A 15,510-nucleotide genomic window follows, 5' to 3' on the forward strand; every position below is an offset into this window, starting at 1 on the left:
CCCTGAAGAACACGAAGAGCACGAAAGAGGCTATGGTTGATGTGTGACACAGCTTGAGGCCGTGTACCATGCCCTTGGCAGGGTCATGTTTTCTCTGTGCCTTGGTGTCTCCGTGAGAAAAAAAAGACCGGCGACCCTTCGGTGAAGCCGGTTTCAGGGCTCTCACAGAGACACAAAGACACAGAGTCAATCCGGACATGCCGGGGCATGTCGCACGGCAAGGCTCCTGTGGGCATCCCATGTCATGGCAGAAAAGAGCCGGGGCTCTTTTCCTTCGTGCTTTTCGTGAGCTTCGTGGTCAATCCATTCAACCACCCGGTCGCTGCGCTCCCTCAAGAACACGAAAAGCACGAAGGAAGCATGGTTTGTCACAGCCCGGCACAGCCATCGTGAACGTGCTCGTGACCGTAAACGTGAACGGTATGAATCCATGAGGCCCATGTGTTTTTATGAACAGACATGCGATTGCCCTGACCCTGAGGGGCATAACGATTGTCATGGCTATGCAAAAGGTTATGATTCCACTTTACAGCTTTGAATACAGGGTGTTATGCGGATCAAGCCGGTCAATGCATTCGTTCGGTCATACCGGGCGGGCCGGGAGAAAACCCCCGTCAAAGACCATGACATCAAAAAAGCTGTTGAGTGTATGTCATTGATTTAAAATAATTATCATCCCATGTACCTTTCGATTGATCGACACAGTCTCCTGTGGCACCTGTCTTGCTATTGATACCCGCCGGTTACCCGAATCATTCAGACGAATGGACTTAAAACATAAGGAGAGTGTGATTATGAAATTGTGGATGAAGATTTTTATCGGCCTTTTTCTTGGCGTCATCGCGGGTCTGGTTCTGCAGGAAAAGGCCGTTCTCTTAAAACCGTTGGGCACGCTGTTCATCAACGCCATTAAAATGCTGATCGTTCCCCTGATTTTCTCAAGCCTCATCGTGGGCATGACCAGCATGAAGGACTCCAGGCAGCTGGGACGGATCGGGGTCAAAACCCTCGTCATTTATCTGTGCACCACGGCGGTGGCGGTGACCATCGGCATCGGGGTCAGCCGGCTGATTCAACCCGGAGCCGGGATGACCATCGACGCCAACCATGTGTTCGCCGCCAAAGAGGCCCCCAGTTTCATTGACACGCTGGTCAATATCATTCCGAACAATCCCATCGGGGCGCTGTCAAGCGGCCATGTGCTTCAGATTATCGTCTTTGCCATTTTTATCGGCATCGCCATCAACATCACCGGTCAGAAAGCGGAGCCGGCCAAACAGTTCGCCGAAGCGGTTGCGGAGGTCATGTACACCTTGACCGGTCTTGTCATGAAGGCGGCCCCCTATGGCGTCTTCGCCCTGATGGCCTACGTGGTCGGGCAGTACGGCATCCAGACCCTCCTGCCCCTGGCCAAGGTCATTGCGGCGGTTTATATCGGTGCGGTTATCCACGTTCTTCTGGTCTACGGCGGCGGCGTGGCCATTGTGGGCAAGCTGAATCCCGTCAGGTTTTTCAAAGGGATTGCCGACGCGCAGATGGTGGCATTCACCACCACAAGCAGTTCAGGCACCCTGCCCGCCACCATCCGCTGCACCCAGGATAACCTTGGGGTGTCGAAGGGGATTTCAAGCTTTGTCCTTCCCCTTGGGGCAACGATCAACATGGACGGCACCGCCATCTATCAGGGTGTTTGTGCGGTGTTCGTGGCCCAGGCCTGCGGCGTCGAGCTGACCCTGGCCAACTACATCACCCTGATTCTGGCATCGACCCTGGCCTCCATCGGAACGGCAGGCGTTCCCGGAGCCGGTCTGATCATGCTCTCGGTGACCCTGACGTCCATCGGGCTGCCCATGGAGGGCATCGCCATCATCGCCGGCATCGACCGGGTGCTGGACATGGCGCGGACCACGGTCAACGTCACCGGTGACGCCATGACCGCGCTTCTGATCGCCAAAAGCGAAGGGGAGCTGGATGAGGCTGTTTATCAGTCCAACCGGACCGATGCCTCCGCGTTGTGCGAAGACGCCGCGTAAGAGATCTTGACGGGGGCGATGATTTCGGATACCCAGGCGTTTGCCGGGCGGGATGGATGCGTCGCCCCCGTTTGACTCGTTTAACAATCAGCGCAAGGCCGGTGTGAATGATCATGAGTGTCGATGTTTTGATGTTGCTTTTTGCCACCGGTTTTTTTTCCGGTTTTGTCGACTCCATTGCCGGAGGCGGGGGGCTGATCTCCGTCCCGGTGCTGATGACCACGGGGATGCCTCCCCAGATGGTTCTGGGCACCAACAAGCTGCAATCCTCCTTCGGGGCCTTTTCATCCGTCTACAACTATACCCGAAAAGGGGTGGTGAATCTGAAAGACTGCGTTTCAGGCATCGTGTTCACCCTCATCGGAGCCGCATTCGGAACCACCGCCGTTCAATTGATGGATCCGTCCCTCATCCGTCACCTGATCCCTGTTCTGCTGGTGCCGGTCTTTGTGTATACGCTGGTGTCGGGTTCCCTGGACACCCGGCGTGAAGCCCGGATGCCCCGGACCCTGTTTTTCTTTCTGGCAGGGACAGGGCTCGGATTCTATGACGGGTTTTTCGGTCCCGGAACAGGGTCATTCTGGGCCGCAGCCCTGGTCTTTTTCATGGGCATGGAGCTGACCCAGGCCACGGGGACGACCAAGGTCATGAACTTCACCAGCAATATCACGGCCCTGTCCCTGTTCGTGATCGGGGGCAACGTGAATTATGCGGCGGGGTTCGTCATGGCCGCAGGGTCGATCATCGGCGCACGGGTCGGGTCCTCCCTGGCCGTCAAAAAGGGCAGCCGGTTCATCCGGCCGGTCTTTGTGTCCATCGTCATGCTGACCATCGTCAGGCTTTTGTATCAGAACTACGCCTCGGCCTTTATGCGCTGAATACAGTGATCTGCGTTTGCAGCGAAGGCCCTGCCGCGGCGCAGACGGGTGTCTGCGCCTTCACTTTCCCCGGCACCCATCAGGGGGTGAGGTAGGGTCTGACAAAGCTTGCGATGTGGTTGACCGTGTGGGGGAGGCCGTTTTTTTTGGCGGTATAACCCAGGTTGAAAATGCAGAACGGGCAGGTCGATATCACGTTTTCGGTCGGGGCCTTGTCGAGGACCTGACGGCCGATGCCCATGGACAGGGCGGGCTCGATGGACCGCACGCCGGCACCGGCGCCGCAGCAGAGGGCGTTTTCCCTGTTTTCGGCGATCTCACGGATGTCAAACCCCATCTGCCGCAAAATGGTCCGTGGGGCGTCATACACACCTGATTTTCTTCCGATTTTACAGGAGTCATGGACCGTAACCGGTCCGCCGGCCGGTTTGAACGTGATTTTTCCGGCTTCAGCAAGCTCACAGATCACCTGGGCCATGTGTTTTACCTCGATATCGAAGCCGGGCAGAACCCGGGGGTAATAGGCTGAAAAGGCACGGTAGCATCCGGCGCAGGGGGCGATGATCCGCCTGATGCCGCGTTTTTTGAATTCAGCGTAAAGCTCATTGAACACAGCGGTCGCTTCGGTAATTTTTCCCGCATTGTAGGGGTAAATACCGCAGCAGAATTCATCCTCGAGCAGGGTGAAGGAGATGCCTGCCTGTTTCAGAATATCATAGGAGGCTTTCGCGGTGTCCGTGTCCAGGTACGAGGCCATGCAGCCCAGATACAACAGGGTGTCGGAGGTCTGATGAACGGCGGCGTCGGCTTCGTCGCCCAGCCAGGACAGGCGGTCTTTGGGGTCTTTGTTGACGGCATTTCGATTTTTTAAAAGATTAAAGACCATGTCGTTATGTTTGGGAAGGGGGCCGAAGCCCTTTGCAACCAGAACGACCTTGCTGTCCGCGATGGTTGAGGATATGGGGATGTCCATGGGGCAGACCGTATCGCAGCGTCCGCATTCCACGCATGTGTAGATGGTATGGACATCGGTGTCGCTCACCGTCTCCCCGTTAAGCAGCCGCAGAATAATCGAAAGGCGGTTTTTGGGGGTTCGTTCGATCTCGGGGTGTGTGTAGGACGTACAGCACACATCGAGGCAGGTATCACACGCCACACAGTCCGACGCCGCCTGTTTGAGGGCGTCGGTGTCAATCCAAAGCGGTAGTTGATCAGACATTTTTTACCTTCCAGATTTAAAAATGAGATGGGTTGGACGTTTTAAACGCATCGTGACGCCTCTCAGAGAAAATCGTAATGGGGGATGGGGGTCAGGCGTTTGTTTCTGTCCAGGCAGACCAGTTCGAGGGTGGCCTTGACGGCGGCCTTGGTGCCCTGGGGCCGCCAGGCTTCGTGGGTCCAGATGATCTTGTAGTCGCCTTCCTTGCGGCAGGTGGACCGGATATCCAGGGTGTCGCCGAACACGGCGCCGTCGAAGTAGCCGATCTCGATTTTGTAGACGGCAAAGCCGATGCCGTCCTCGTGCCACATCCGTGCCAGTTCTTTGGTGCCGATCACATGCTCCCGGGCCCGCTCGAAGAATTTCAGATAATTGGCGTGATAGACCACGCCGGAGTGATCCGTATCCTCGTAGTAGATCTGAACGTCGAGATGATGGGTCGTCAGGGCCACGGCAATTCCTTTCGATTGGGTTTTCCTGAAGAAACAGGATGCTTATACCAGTTTTGAAGAGGCCTTGCAACCGTCCAGGACAAGGGGCAATTTTTGAGGTTGATTTTTAAAATAACAGTGTTAAGATAACGATGTTATTTTTAAAAAGGAGGCTGTATGCCCAAAGCGCCCATGAGCCCCGAGGAGATCGAGCAGACCCGGGGGAAGATTCTGGACACCGCCCTTGCCATCATTATCGAGCAGGGGTTTGACAGCTTAAGTGTCCGGAAAATCGCCTCCCGTCTGGGGGTGACCGCCACCACGATCTACAATTACTATAAAAACAAGGACGAGCTGAATCTGATGATCCGGGTTCGGGGGTTTGAAAAACTTCGCGACCTTCTGATCCGGCGAAGCTTTGAGCAGACGGATCCGATCGGGCGCATCGGGGCGATGATCCGGGCCTATGTGGACTTCGGGCTGACCTTTTCCAGCTACTACGAGATCATGTTCAACCTGAAAACCCCCAAGTATCTGGATTATGTGGGCACACCCATCGAGCCCCTGGCCGACCATGAAAAAAAGACCGCCCTCTCATGTCTGACGCTGTTTGTCGATCCCGTCCGGGCGATTCTTCCGGGGGACGGCCCGGCCAGGGAGGCCTTTATTCTGGATCAGGTCGTGACGTTCTGGGCCGATCTCCATGGTCTGGTGACGCTTTGCAACAGCCGTCTGTTTCACGAGGTGCTCGATCGGGTCGATCTTTTCACGGAAAGGCGCATCGCGGCCCTCATCGACGAGATCGCCCGTCTGACATCACGGGTCGAAGGGGGAGAAACGCTTTATGAAATCACATCGTCATGATGGCAGGGAGGTGATAATGAACGCACGGTATTCCGGAATGAAGACGGGTTTTGCCTCCATGCTGACCCGCTTGTTTTTCACGTTTTTCGCCTGGAATTTCAATCTGAGGCCGGCCCTCAGACGCTACCTTTACAGTGACGACGGCCCCATCGCCTTTACCTTCGCCGTGCGGACGGAACAAGGCGGTGTGGCCCAGGCCGTCGCTGTGGCAGGCGGCCGGGTCCGGCTGCTGAAACGGATGCCCGAGAGGCCCGACGCAGAGCTGATCTTCAACGATACGGCGGCCCTTGCGGAAGCGGCGACCCAGCCGCCCAACCGGCTGATGCTGGCCCTGATGGAAAACCGGATGATCACCCGCGGCAACATCGGCTGTCTTCAACTGATGAACTTTTATCTGTCCCTGCTGCTCAAACCCATCCAGATCGCCAAGCTGAAAAAGGAAACGGCCCTCGATCATCGGAATTACGATGCGGAAAAGGCGTCCCGAAGGAGCATCGACAAACCGGCCCGTGAGCAGCTGCGGGCCCCGTCGGTGGATCAGGGCGTGCGTTTTCTCGATGATCCTTATCTGTCCGACCTCCGTCTGAACGATTTTCCCCGTCTTGCGGATTTTCTGGACATCCATCTGAAAACCCGGCCCGCCCTCTGCCATGAACGGCCGGAAATCCTGACCCGATGGTACCGGGAGCACGGATTCGAAACCGATTCAGGCGGTGCGCCGCAGATGCCCGAACTGCGCCAGGCCCGGGCCTTCAACCATTTGATGCGGCACAAGAAGCCCCTTATCCGGAAAAACGATCTCTTGGCCGGCACCACCACCACCCGGGACATCGGCGTGGTGCTCTACCCGGACGCCCACGGCACCATGATCTGGGGGGAACTGGTCACCGCGCCCTTTCGGCCCCTGAATCCCTACGACGTGTCTGCGGAAACACGGGATGTGCTCCATCACACGGTGTTTCCCTTCTGGCTTCACCGGAATTTCAGGGAGTGGGTTCGCGAAAACAAGGATTATCCGGTCTGCCAGAAGCTTGACGAGCGCTTCGCCGCCTGCTTTCTCTGGAAAACCGTGGCCCTGTCCCACACCATCCTCGATTTCCCCAAACTGCTGGGGCGCGGCACCCTGGGAATCAAGGATGACATCCGCGATGAACTGGCCCTTACCCCGGACGAGGACGCATCGAAACGGGGAACCCTCGAGGCCATGATTCTGACCCTCGACGGCGTGGACGCCTACGCGAAAAACCTGGCCAGGGAGGCGGCGGCCCAGGCCGCGGCCGAATCCGATCCGGTGCGCAAGGCCGAGCTTAACCGTCTGTCGGCCGTCTGCGGCCGGGTTCCGGCCCATCCCGCCGTCACCCTTGACGAGGCGGTGAACGCCGTCTGGATCATGTGGATCGCGGTGCACATGGAAAACACCAACGCCGGATTCTCCCTGGGCCGCATGGACCAGTGGCTTCAGCCCTATTTCGAGGCGGATCTGGCCGCCATCGGCGATGCCGGGGCCCGGGCGGCCTACATCCGTCACGCCGTCGAGCTGATCGGCTGTTTCTATCTGCGCTGCACCGATCATCTGCCTTTGATCCCCGATATCGGCAATTATCTGTTCGGCGGCAGTTCGTCGGATCAGGCCATCACGTTGGGCGGGGTCGGTCCCGACGGGGAAGACGCGGTGAACGACATGACCTACATCTTTCTCAAGGTCACCGAGATGCTGTCCATAAGGGACCCCAACGTCAATGCCCGGTTCAGCCGGGAAAAGAACAGCGACACCTATCTGAAACGCCTGTGCGAGGTCAACGTCAACACGGCGGCCACGCCGTCGATCCACTGCGACGAGACCGTCATGGCCTCCCTCAGGGAATTCGACTATCCGGTGGAACATCTGAGGGACTGGGCCGCCACGGGCTGTGTGGAACCCACCTTGTCCGGACGGCATCTGGGCCACACCAACTGCATGATGTTCAACATGGTGGCCGCCCTTGAAATGGCTTTGAACAACGGGCGTCACCCCCTGATGCGCTGGGACCTGGGGCCGAAAACCGGGGACATCAGGGCCGGGGATTTCAAGGATTTCGAATCGTTTTTCAAGGCCTTCGCCGTTCAGCTCGATTTTCTGGCCGGTCTGACCTGCGAGTACAACAATTTTCTGGGGGAGGCCCATCAGGTTCTTCGGCCCACGCCCCTGATTTCCACCCTGATCGAGGGGGCCGTCGAAACGGGCCGGGACGTGACAAAGGGCGGGGCCCGCTACAATTCCTCGGGCACGGCCTGCATCGGCCTGGCCGATATCACCGATTCGTTGATGGCCGTCAAAACCCTGGTCTTCGATCAGAAAAAGGTGGCCTTCGCGGATCTCCTGAACGCGGTCAACACCGATTTTCAACATGATCCGGCCCTGTCGGCCCTGATCCGGAGCCGGGTACCCCTGTTCGGTTCGGGCAATGAGGAGGCCCTGGCCCTGGCCAACCGCATCACCCGTCTGGCCCATGACATCTTCATCGCCCGGACCAACTACCGGGGCGGGCCCTACACTGCCGGGTTCTGGTCCATGTCCAACCATGTGGCCTTCGGCACCCTGACCGGGGCTCTGCCCTCGGGTCGGCGGTCGGGCAAGCCCTTTACGCCGGGTCTGACCCCCGAGCCCCATGCCTCCCCGACCATTCTGGCCAATATCAGGGATGTGGCCCGGCTGGATCCTGAAACCATGAACAACAACATCGCCTTCAATGTCAGGGTGGCACCGTCGGCCCGGGATTCCCATGAGAAAACGGTGGACACCCTGTTTGCCTATGCACGGACCTACAGCGACCTGGGCGGCATGCAGATGCAGCTGAACGTGGTGTCCACGGAAACCCTGAGAGACGCCATGGTTCGCCCGGAGCTCTACCAGAACCTTCTGGTGCGGATTTCCGGATACAACGCCTATTTTGTCAGTTTAAACCGCGACATGCAGATGGAACTGATCGAGCGGGCGGAATTTTCGATCTAGGAGAACAATCATGGATGCAGCAATGCAGACGGGCCCGGCCGCCGGAGGGCCGCTTATTCTGGACATCAAGGGCAACAGCCTGGACGACGGGCCCGGGATCCGGTCGGTTGTCTTTTTCAAGGGCTGTCCCCTGTCCTGCGTGTGGTGCCACAATCCGGAAAGCCGGAAGGCGGGGCCCGAGCTTTCCTTTGACGCGAACGTGTGCGTGGGCTGCGGGGACTGCCGGACGGTCTGTCCCACAGGGGCCCTGTCAAGGGACCTTCCGGGGCAGATCCGGCGGGAACTCTGCCGTCTGTGCTTTGCCTGTGCCGACGTCTGTCCGTCCGGCGCCCTCACGCGGGTGGGGCAGGTCCTGTCCGTGGACGACATCATGGCACGGGTGCTGCCGGACCTGCCGTTTTTCAAGGTCGGCGGCGGCGGGGTGACGGTGTCCGGCGGCGAGGCCACCCTTCACATGGACTTTCTTCACGATCTGCTTTCCGCACTGAAATCCCAGGGGATTCACACCCTTTTGGAAACCTGCGGCCAGTTTGACCTTGCGCGGTTCATGGACCGCATTTATCCGCTGATCGATACGATCTATTACGACATCAAGATCATGGACCCCCGGGCACATAAACGCTTCTGCGGGGTCTTAAACGATAGGATTCTGGCCAATTTCAAGGCTCTGGCGGAACGGGCCCGCGCCGATCAAAAAGACCTGCTGTCCCGGACGCCCCTGGTGCCGGGCATCACGGATACCGACGACAACCTTTTCGCCGTCGCGGCCTTTCTCAAGGCCCAGGGCATAGGCCGGACCGCGCTGCTCGACTACAACCCCCTCTGGCATGACAAGATAGACACCCTGGGCGCCAAAGACCCCTACAAGCACGACACGGCCCTGTCCTCCTTCGCCGACCGGACCGTGAGACGGCGGTGTCAAAAAATTTTCGACGAGGCCGGTATCGACGTTGCGTGATCGCTCAACCTGACAAAAAAGGAGATCGAATATGGATAAAGCGTCTATGGCCCAGCCGGTTCTGGTGACCGGTGCGACGGGATTTATCGGCCGCCGGGTGGTGGCGGCGCTTCTTGCGAAAGACATCGAGGTCAGGGCTTTGGTGCTGCCCGGTGAGACAACGCCCTGGGAGGGGCGGGTTGCGGTGGTCCGGGGCAGCATCGATGATCCGGAAGCGGTGGCCCGGTCGGTCCGGGGGGCCGGGACAATCATTCACCTGGCCGCCGTGGTGTCGGACTGGGGGGATGAAACGGTCTTCCGGCAACTGACCGTGGAGGGCAGCCGCCTGTTGTTCGACGCCGCCGTGGCGGAAGATGCCCGGGTGGTGCTGGTGTCGAGCATTGTGGTGTACGGCGATCATATCCGTCGTCAGGTCTGTGATGAAGAGACCGCCTTCGGACGCACCTTCGGACCTTACAGCCGGACCAAACAGGCCCAGGAGGCTCTGGCCTGGGAGTATCATCGGGACCGGGGCATGAAGCTGGCGGTGGTCAGGCCGGCCAACGTGTATGGTCCCGGCTCGGGCCCCTGGCTGCACGATGTGACGGCGGTGCTTCGGAGCGGTTCGCCCGGATTGATCGGAGGGGGACGGATGAATGCGGGCCTTGCCTATGTGGACAATGTGGCGGACATCCTCCTTCTGGCCGCGTCCGCCGATCACGCCCTGGGCCGGGCCTACAACGCCTGCGACGGTCTCGATGTCACGTGGCGCCGGTATTTCAGCGACATCGCGGACCTGATCGGCGCGAAGCGACCCGGTTCCATTCCCCGGCCTGCGGCCGCCGCCGCAGCCCGGGTTTGCGAATGGACCTGGAGACGGCTGCATATCAAAAAACGGCCGCCCATTACCCGCGAGGCCCTGAATCTGGTGGGATCGGACAACCGGTTCAGCACAGACAGGGTCAGGCAGGAATTGGGCTATACCCCGACGGTGTCCTATGTGCACGGACTGGCGTTGACCCGGGCCTACCTTCACAGCCTGGCGGAGAATAAGGGAGGACAGCGATGAGATACTTCAATGACAAACTGGCATTTATCACCGGCGGGTCCAGCGGGATCGGCCTTGCCGCAGCCACGCTTCTGGCGTCCAAAGGCTGTGCCCTGGTGCTGTTCGCCCGGGGGAGGGCCAACCTCGAGGCTGCCCGGCTTGCCATCCGTAACAGTATCACCGGGGCCCAGCCCATTCACGTGATCCCCATGGATGTGGCGGATCATGCCGATGTCGGGCAGAAGATCGACCGGGCCGTGGCCTCGTTCGGCATCCCTGACATTCTGGTCAACAGTGCCGGGGTGGGGGCGGGGGATTATTTTGACAACATCACCTACGAAACGTTCGACCGGGTGATGAAAATCAATGTCTACGGTACCCGGAACACCATCAGCGCCGTTTTGCCCCACATGAAGAAAAAGGGGGGCGGGCATATCGTCAATCTGGCTTCCATGGCAGGGCTGATCGGCATGCCCGGTTACAGCCTTTACGGCAGCACCAAGTACGCCCTGGTGGGTCTGAGCGAATGCCTGAGAGGAGAGCTGAAACCGTTTCACATCGGGGTCACCGTGGTCTGTCCGCCGGAGGTGACGACGCCCCTGGTCGAGGCGGAAGCCAAAACCCTGCCCCCGGAAAGCCGGATGATCAAGAACATGGCGGGACGCCTGACCCCCGATGAGGTGGCCCTGGCCCTGGTGTCAGGCCTCCGGGCGAAACGTTTTCTGGTCATTCCTGGGCGGGCGGCCAGGATGCTGCATTTTTTCCACCGTATCAGCAACGGCCGGCTGAGCCGGGCCACCGCAGACGGGATCGGCGGCTTCGTCCGGGCGCGGGCGGCGAAAAAGAAAAAAGGGCGGCCGTCATGATCCGGTCCGCCCTAACGATGATGGTTTCGTAAAACCTGGAATGTCAGACGGCTTCGTAAACTGTTCGAGGCCAGGGATTGCGAGTTCCCCGTCACGCAGAGATCGGACGTGTTGCGAAGCCGTCACGGTTCAGACCCTGAACCGCCCCACCAGAGCCTTGAGGTCGGCGGACAGTTCGGCCAGTTCCGCCGACCGGCTGTTCACGTCCACGCTGCTTGAGGAAAGATCCTCGGCGGAACGGTGAACTTCGGCGATGTCCGAGGCGATGCCCCGGGCCGCCGTGGAACTGCGGGACACCCCGGTGTTGACCTCGGTGATGCCCGAGGAGGCCTGGGCCACATTGCCGGCGATTTCCCGGGTCGTGGCCGTCTGTTCTTCCACCGAGGACGCGATGGTGGTGACGATGTCGTTGATGGTGCCGACAATGCCCGTGATCCCCTCGATGTCGCCGACCGTCCCTGCGGTGGCGTTCTGGATGTCCTCGACGATGACCTTGATTCCCCGGGTGGCCTCGGCGGTCTGCCGGGCCAGTTCCTTGATTTCGTTGGCCACCACGGCGAATCCTTTGCCGGCCTCACCGGCCCGGGCGGCCTCGATGGTGGCGTTGAGGGCCAGAAGGTTGGTCTGGTCGGAGATGTCGGTGATCACTTCGGTGACCTTGTTGATTTCCGCCGCCGCATTGCCCAGGGACCGGATGTTGGCCAGGGCCGTTTCCGCCTTGGTGACGGCGTCGCTCGATACCCCATGGGCCTTTTCGGTGTTCCCGGCGATTTCCTGGATGGTGGACGACATTTCCTCGGCGGCGGCCGCCAGCATGCTGATATTTGAGGCATATTCCTCGCTGGCGGCGGCCAGGCTGTTCATGCTTTCGCTCATGCCGTCCGCGGAGTCGGACACGGCGGCCGCGTTCCGTGAAATGCTTCCGACTTCCTCACTCATCCGGGCGGACAGGCCCGACAGGGTGTCCGAGGAACTGTCTAAGGTCAGGGACTTGCGGGAGATATCGGCGATGATGGTCTGGAGCTTTTCGATGAAGACATTGAACCAGCGGGCCATGTCGCCGATTTCATCATGGGAGGTGATCGAAAGGCGCTTGGTCAGATCCCCCTCGCCCTCGGCGATGTCCCGGATCATGGACACGGCCGCGGCGATGGGATGGGCCACGGCACGGTAGGTGACAAGCCCGAAAACGAAAAGAATCACCAGACCCAGGACCGTGACCAGCAGGCTGACCAGGGAAGACCAGCGGCTGCTTTTCACCATGGACCGGTTGGCCCGCTCCGTGATCTCAGCGGTGACGGCCTTGACCTTCTCGGCGGTGTTCGAAAGATTCCGGCGGAGGCTCTGGTTGGTGCTCCACTGGCTGAAAAGCAGTCCCTGGGTCTGGTTGAGCGTCTCAAGATGCCCATTGATCTCTTCCCAGGCCGTGATCATTGAATCCTTGCCGGTGGCCTTGTAGATGTTGGCCATGTTTTTTTTCGCCAGATTGATTTTCCCGTCCAGGGCCTGCTTGTTTTCCGTGTAGGTTTTTTCGTCTCCGTAGAGCAAAAGGTTCTGGACGAGGTTCAGCATGCGCTCGTTTCCGAAGGACTTGAAGTCCACGGTTTCCTTGCGGGCGCCCACCGTGGCGGATGCCAGGAATTCCCCTTCCATCATCAGCATGACTTCTTCCTCGTCGATGGCGGCGATGACGGAATCGAGCGTTTTGTTGACGGCGGCGATGGTTTCGGCCAGCCGGTTTTTGGACGCGTCGAGTAGGGTGGTGTTGGCGACGACATCCTTGAAAATCCGCTGATGTTCGATATAGGCGGCCCGGATGCTCTGGATCAGGCCGGCCGTTTCGCTGTCGGCGTCGGAAAGGGTCCGTGAAATGGCCTGATCGAGGGCGTCCGTGATGGCCTGATGCTCGGAAAGAACGCCCGGCGACATGGTGAGAATGAAGATATTCTCCAGGTTGAGACTGTCCTGAAACCGGGCGGCGATCTCCCGGCTTCCGCGCTCAATCGAAATGCTTCGGGTTTTGTAATGATCCATCAGGCGGGTCACGCCGGTGATCAGCAGCATGGACAAAATGCCGGTCAAAACCAGAACGATCAGGCGTTGTTTGATGTTCAGTCCCTTGGTCAGCGAAAAAGCCATGGCGTGTTCCTCGTTTTCGGTTGGATGAGCCGCCTGGAGGCGAAACAGGTGTCATTTACGTAAAAAAACTCCTTGGCCTTGAGGAGCCCTGCCCCTCAAGGCCAAGGCGGATGACAATAAGGAGCAGATGCGATCAGTTGTAGACACCGGCGATCAGGGCGTAGGGATGGCCCGGCAGGCGGTACACGTACGATGACTTGGACACCGGTGTTTTTTCACCGGGTTTGGGCCACATGTAATCGACCCAGCCTTCACCCTGTTCCTGGGCGATGTTGAGGCTTTCGATGTAGAACATCTTGCCGTTGATATCCTTGATGCCGCTCATGTCCTTGCCGACCAGGCCGGGGCGGATGGGATGGGCCACCACCTGTTTGGTGTCAAGATTCGAGATGAAGATGTAGGTGTCTTTCCAGACAAAGGGGCCCTTGGGATCATTGGCCTGGCGGATCATTTCGTCGACACCCTGGTCAAGGCCCACCTGGGCGGCCTTTTTGCACATGGCAACGCATTCGTCTTTGGTGGCTTTTTCCTCGGCCAGAGCCGTCATGGTGAAAATCAGGCCGGCAAGCAGCATGAGCAGAACGGACAGACGTTTTTTCATGGGGCAGTTCTCCTTTGAAAAGTCAAATGGTTCGTTTTCGGGTCATGACCAAGACGGCGGCGACCGTTGGCGATCGGAAACGGTGCTGCCGGAAAAACCGTTTATTGTATTATGGTCTGCGGTATGACGTTTTTTTAGAAATGTGATTCGCGCACGATTGATAAAGATAGGTTATTTTACAGCGGGGCACTGATAATATCAATGATAAATTTTTTGATCAACCGGGCAACCCGGCGGTCGGGGGGCGTTTCGCCGGACTATCGGGAAAAGGCGTCGGTGGTGATGGAGATGTTCACGCCGACCCGGTGGTCGTAAAAGACCCCGGCGTCGCTCGCATCGTCGGATATCGTGCTTCGGGCGTAATAGTCGGCGTTCATGCGAAGCTTGGAGTAGCGTTCGTTGAACCGGTTGATGGGAACCAGGGTGACGCTGATCGGGTCCATCATGAATAAACAGAGGGTTCCCAGGGTTTTTGAGCCCAGAACCGTGTCGCCGTTGTCGCGGATGCGCTCGGCCATGGTGATGAACGCTTCGCCGAACAGGGCCCCGGCCAGAGGGGTGACGATGATGTCCTGAATGGAGGGATCTTCGAAAAAGGCTTCAAGGCCGTATTCGTAAAGACAGGTGGACATCATGAACGAATAGGACAGGGCTTCGAGCCGGGTAAAGTCCTTGTTGATGGCGTGGGTGTAATAGGCGGCGCCGAAATAGGGGTGGCCGATGTAGTTGACCTCCCACTCGTCCTTGTCCCAGACCGGGCCGTTTGACACGTTTTTGTCGTAGCGTTCCCAGAGCTTGTTGGGCGACAGATCCTTTTTGTCCTGGGGCCATTTGGAGAAGCTTTCGGGCATCACGTACAAAAAGGCGATGGTGCCCACGGCCATGGCCAGAATAGAGCCCGAATCGCTGGTGATCTGGGCCATCAGCCCCGGTCGGCCCGAATCCGTCCCCTCCGAATCCAGGGCGAACAGGCGGTCCGAGAAGGGCAGGAACATGTCGTGGTCAGTCAGAAGATACGATCGGCCCGGCATCTCGGAAAAGGTGTAGCCGTTCAGGTAGGCGTCGATGGACTGGCCGGCTTTGTACGCCCGGGGCTGCCAGGCATCGTCCAGGCGGGGATAGTCGTCGGAAAGACCTATTGCCGCAGCGGTTCCCGCCGTGCTGATGACCATCATCGGCACCAGAAGGATGCGTCCAAGATATGAAAACAAACGTTTGAAGCCCATGGATATCGGGTCGCCTTGTGTTTGCGTTGATATAAGTTGCTCAATTATCTGACTAATCGCGGTTTATAGCAAGTTTTATTTGAAAAAGCCACAGGAAAGAGGCCGCCGTCCCGGTTCGGTCGCATAGACCCTGGGCCCTCCGCATTGTCATCGCATGTCTGTTCATTAAAACACATGGGCCCCATGGATTCATGCCGTTCACGTTTACGGTTACGCGCACGAGCACGTTCACGATGGCGGTACCGAGCTGTGACAACCCATGCTTCCTTCGTGCTT

General features: G+C 58.7%; 12 protein-coding genes. 7 read left to right on the plus strand and 5 right to left on the minus strand.

The genetic code is table 11. From position 1 onward, the window contains the following. Positions 1 to 794: 794 nt before the first annotated feature. Both ACYQ11_RS21075 and ACYQ11_RS21080 read left to right on the plus strand, forming a co-directional pair. The gene (locus tag ACYQ11_RS21075) at positions 795 to 2,033 is read left to right on the plus strand and encodes a dicarboxylate/amino acid:cation symporter (protein WP_459925809.1); all 1,239 of its coding nucleotides are present in this window, start codon (positions 795 to 797) and stop codon (positions 2,031 to 2,033) included. 113 nt (positions 2,034 to 2,146) lie between these two features. Then, positions 2,147 to 2,911, plus strand: a complete 765-nt coding sequence (locus ACYQ11_RS21080; protein ID WP_459925810.1) for a TSUP family transporter — start codon at positions 2,147 to 2,149, stop codon at positions 2,909 to 2,911. 79 nt (positions 2,912 to 2,990) lie between these two features. Here the strand turns inward: ACYQ11_RS21080 and ACYQ11_RS21085 are convergent, their stop codons facing one another. Next, complete coding sequence (locus tag ACYQ11_RS21085) at positions 2,991 to 4,130, minus strand: (Fe-S)-binding protein (RefSeq protein ID WP_459925811.1); 1,140 nt, start codon at positions 4,128 to 4,130, stop codon at positions 2,991 to 2,993. Between the two features lie 62 nt (positions 4,131 to 4,192). Beyond that, positions 4,193 to 4,582, minus strand: a complete 390-nt coding sequence (locus tag ACYQ11_RS21090) for an acyl-CoA thioesterase (protein WP_459925812.1) — start codon at positions 4,580 to 4,582, stop codon at positions 4,193 to 4,195. Positions 4,583 to 4,738: 156 nt separating this feature from the next. On the opposite strand from ACYQ11_RS21090, the gene ACYQ11_RS21095 reads away from it, so the two are divergent. Genes ACYQ11_RS21095 through ACYQ11_RS21115 form a run of 5 tightly spaced genes read left to right on the plus strand, consistent with a single transcriptional unit; the run spans position 4,739 to position 11,268 of the window. Then, positions 4,739 to 5,425, plus strand: a complete 687-nt coding sequence (locus ACYQ11_RS21095) for a TetR/AcrR family transcriptional regulator (protein ID WP_459925813.1) — start codon at positions 4,739 to 4,741, stop codon at positions 5,423 to 5,425. 16 nt (positions 5,426 to 5,441) lie between these two features. After that, complete coding sequence (locus tag ACYQ11_RS21100; RefSeq protein WP_459925814.1) at positions 5,442 to 8,417, plus strand: pyruvate formate lyase family protein; 2,976 nt, start codon at positions 5,442 to 5,444, stop codon at positions 8,415 to 8,417. 10 nt (positions 8,418 to 8,427) lie between these two features. After that, positions 8,428 to 9,375: a glycyl-radical enzyme activating protein gene (locus ACYQ11_RS21105; RefSeq protein ID WP_459925815.1), complete on the plus strand. Its 948-nt coding sequence runs from the start codon at positions 8,428 to 8,430 to the stop codon at positions 9,373 to 9,375. Positions 9,376 to 9,406: 31 nt separating this feature from the next. Continuing rightward, positions 9,407 to 10,423: an NAD-dependent epimerase/dehydratase family protein gene (locus ACYQ11_RS21110; RefSeq protein ID WP_459925816.1), complete on the plus strand. Its 1,017-nt coding sequence runs from the start codon at positions 9,407 to 9,409 to the stop codon at positions 10,421 to 10,423. Next, positions 10,420 to 11,268, plus strand: coding sequence for an SDR family oxidoreductase (locus ACYQ11_RS21115; protein WP_459925817.1), 849 nt, complete (start codon positions 10,420 to 10,422; stop codon positions 11,266 to 11,268). Before ACYQ11_RS21110 ends, ACYQ11_RS21115 begins: the two co-directional genes overlap by 4 nt. Before the next feature lie 129 nt (positions 11,269 to 11,397). Here ACYQ11_RS21115 and ACYQ11_RS21120 read toward each other — a convergent pair whose 3' ends face one another. From ACYQ11_RS21120 to ACYQ11_RS21130, 3 genes are all read right to left on the minus strand, one after another. Continuing rightward, complete coding sequence (locus ACYQ11_RS21120) at positions 11,398 to 13,407, minus strand: methyl-accepting chemotaxis protein (RefSeq protein WP_459925818.1); 2,010 nt, start codon at positions 13,405 to 13,407, stop codon at positions 11,398 to 11,400. A 133-nt stretch (positions 13,408 to 13,540) separates the two neighbouring features. Next, a complete protein-coding gene (locus ACYQ11_RS21125; RefSeq protein WP_459925819.1) occupies positions 13,541 to 14,008 on the minus strand; it encodes a cache domain-containing protein in 468 nt (155 codons plus the stop codon). A gap of 257 nt (positions 14,009 to 14,265) precedes the next feature. Continuing rightward, positions 14,266 to 15,234, minus strand: a complete 969-nt coding sequence (locus tag ACYQ11_RS21130) for a DUF3943 domain-containing protein (RefSeq protein ID WP_459925820.1) — start codon at positions 15,232 to 15,234, stop codon at positions 14,266 to 14,268. Between the last annotated feature and the right edge of the window lie 276 nt (positions 15,235 to 15,510).

The sequence above is a fragment of the Desulfatiferula olefinivorans genome, from assembly GCF_054657895.1.

Bases quoted from the DNA above. Each gene is read 5' to 3' on its own strand.
- ACYQ11_RS21130 (WP_459925820.1), bottom strand. From the start codon at position 15,234: ATGGGCTTCAAACGTTTGTTTTCATATCTTGGACGCATCCTTCTGGTG.
- ACYQ11_RS21095 (WP_459925813.1), top strand. From the start codon at position 4,739: ATGCCCAAAGCGCCCATGAGCCCCGAGGAGATCGAGCAGACCCGGGGG.
- ACYQ11_RS21125 (WP_459925819.1), bottom strand. From the start codon at position 14,008: ATGAAAAAACGTCTGTCCGTTCTGCTCATGCTGCTTGCCGGCCTGATT.
- ACYQ11_RS21105 (WP_459925815.1), top strand. From the start codon at position 8,428: ATGGATGCAGCAATGCAGACGGGCCCGGCCGCCGGAGGGCCGCTTATT.
- ACYQ11_RS21100 (WP_459925814.1), top strand. From the start codon at position 5,442: ATGAACGCACGGTATTCCGGAATGAAGACGGGTTTTGCCTCCATGCTG.
- ACYQ11_RS21110 (WP_459925816.1), top strand. From the start codon at position 9,407: ATGGATAAAGCGTCTATGGCCCAGCCGGTTCTGGTGACCGGTGCGACG.
- ACYQ11_RS21120 (WP_459925818.1), bottom strand. From the start codon at position 13,407: ATGGCTTTTTCGCTGACCAAGGGACTGAACATCAAACAACGCCTGATC.
- ACYQ11_RS21080 (WP_459925810.1), top strand. From the start codon at position 2,147: ATGAGTGTCGATGTTTTGATGTTGCTTTTTGCCACCGGTTTTTTTTCC.
- ACYQ11_RS21075 (WP_459925809.1), top strand. From the start codon at position 795: ATGAAATTGTGGATGAAGATTTTTATCGGCCTTTTTCTTGGCGTCATC.
- ACYQ11_RS21115 (WP_459925817.1), top strand. From the start codon at position 10,420: ATGAGATACTTCAATGACAAACTGGCATTTATCACCGGCGGGTCCAGC.
- ACYQ11_RS21085 (WP_459925811.1), bottom strand. From the start codon at position 4,130: ATGTCTGATCAACTACCGCTTTGGATTGACACCGACGCCCTCAAACAG.